This is a genomic window from Nonomuraea sp. 3N208, assembly GCF_052245935.1.
In the GTDB taxonomy this organism is placed as follows: domain Bacteria; phylum Actinomycetota; class Actinomycetes; order Streptosporangiales; family Streptosporangiaceae; genus Nonomuraea.
The window spans coordinates 1-1393 of record NZ_JBQQBR010000150.1; the positions used below are offsets into that span (position 1 = coordinate 1).

Below are 1393 nucleotides of genomic sequence, written 5' to 3' on the forward strand. Positions count from 1 at the left end.
GGGACTGTACGGTTTTCGGTGTAACTCCTGATCAAGGAGAACGCACCTGATGAGTACTGTGATCCAGGCATCGACGGAGATCGACCTGGAGGACGCCGCAGTGGCACGCAAGGAGCCCAAGGACGCAGATCGCGAGCTGGTCGGCCGGCTGGTCGAGCAGGCCCGCGCCGAGGGTATGGAGCTGGTCGGTGAGAACGGGCTGCTGGGCCGGCTGACCAAGCTGGTGCTGGAGTCGGCCCTGGAGGGCGAGATCGCCGACCATCTCGGCTACGACAAGCACGAGCGCGCTGGCAGCGAGACGGGCAACTCGCGTAACGGGACCCGGTCCAAGACGGTCATCACCGACGTCGGGCCGGTGGAGATCACCGTGCCGCGGGATCGGGACGGCAGCTTCGAGCCGAAGATCGTGCGCAAGCGGCAGCGGCGGCTGTCGGGGGTGGATGAGATGGTCATCTCGCTGGCCGCCAAGGGCCTGACGACCGGGGAGATCTCGGCGCATCTGGCCGAGGTGTACGGCGCCGAGGTGTCCAAGCAGACGATTTCCACCATCACCGACAAGGTGCTGGAGGGCATGGCCGAGTGGCAGAACCGGCCGCTCGACCTCGTCTATCCGGTGATCTTCATCGATGCGATCCATGTGAAGCTGCGCGAGGGCCAGGTGGCCAACCGGCCCATCTACGTGGCGATGGCGGTCACCGTCGACGGCGAGCGCGACATCCTCGGCTTGTGGGCCGGGGACGGCGGTGAGGGCGCGAAGTTCTGGCTGCACGTGCTGACCGAGATCAAGAACCGCGGCGTCGCCGATGCGCTGATGGTGGTCTGCGACGGCCTGAAGGGGCTGCCGCAGGCCATCGAGACCGTCTGGCCGCAGGCGGTGGTGCAAACGTGCGTCGTTCACCTGTTGCGTGCGAGCTTCCGCTACGCCCCTCGTCAGCACTGGGACGCCATCGCCAAGGCCCTCAAGCCCGTCTACACCGCGCCGACCGAGGCCGCCGCGCTCGAGCGGTTCTACGAGTTCGCCGAGGTCTGGGGCGGCAAGTACCCGGCGATCGTGAAGCTGTGGGAGGACGCCTGGGCCGAGTTCGTGCCCTTCCTCAACTTCGACACCGAGATCCGCCGGGTGATCTGCTCGACCAACGCCATCGAGTCGGTCAACGCCCGTATCAGGAGGGCGGTCAAGGCCCGCGGGCACTTTCCGAACGAGCAGGCCGCGCTCAAGTGCGTCTACATGGCGATCATGAGCCTGGACCCGACCGGTAAGGGCCGCAAACGCTGGATCACCCGCTGGAAAGCCGCTCTGAACGCCTTCGCCATCACCTTCGAAGGCCGTCTGACCCCGACCACTCGATAGAACTAATTCAAGATCGAGTTACACCGTTTTCTGGACAGGCCC

General features: G+C 65.8%; 1 protein-coding gene. It reads left to right on the top strand.

Annotated elements, in window-relative coordinates; translation table 11 throughout:
* Positions 1-49: 49 nt before the first annotated feature.
* On the top strand, positions 50-1351 hold the full coding sequence (locus tag ACTWPT_RS59945; RefSeq protein WP_443186468.1) for an IS256 family transposase: 1302 nt from the start codon (positions 50-52) through the stop codon (positions 1349-1351).
* The last annotated feature ends 42 nt before the right edge of the window (positions 1352-1393 follow it).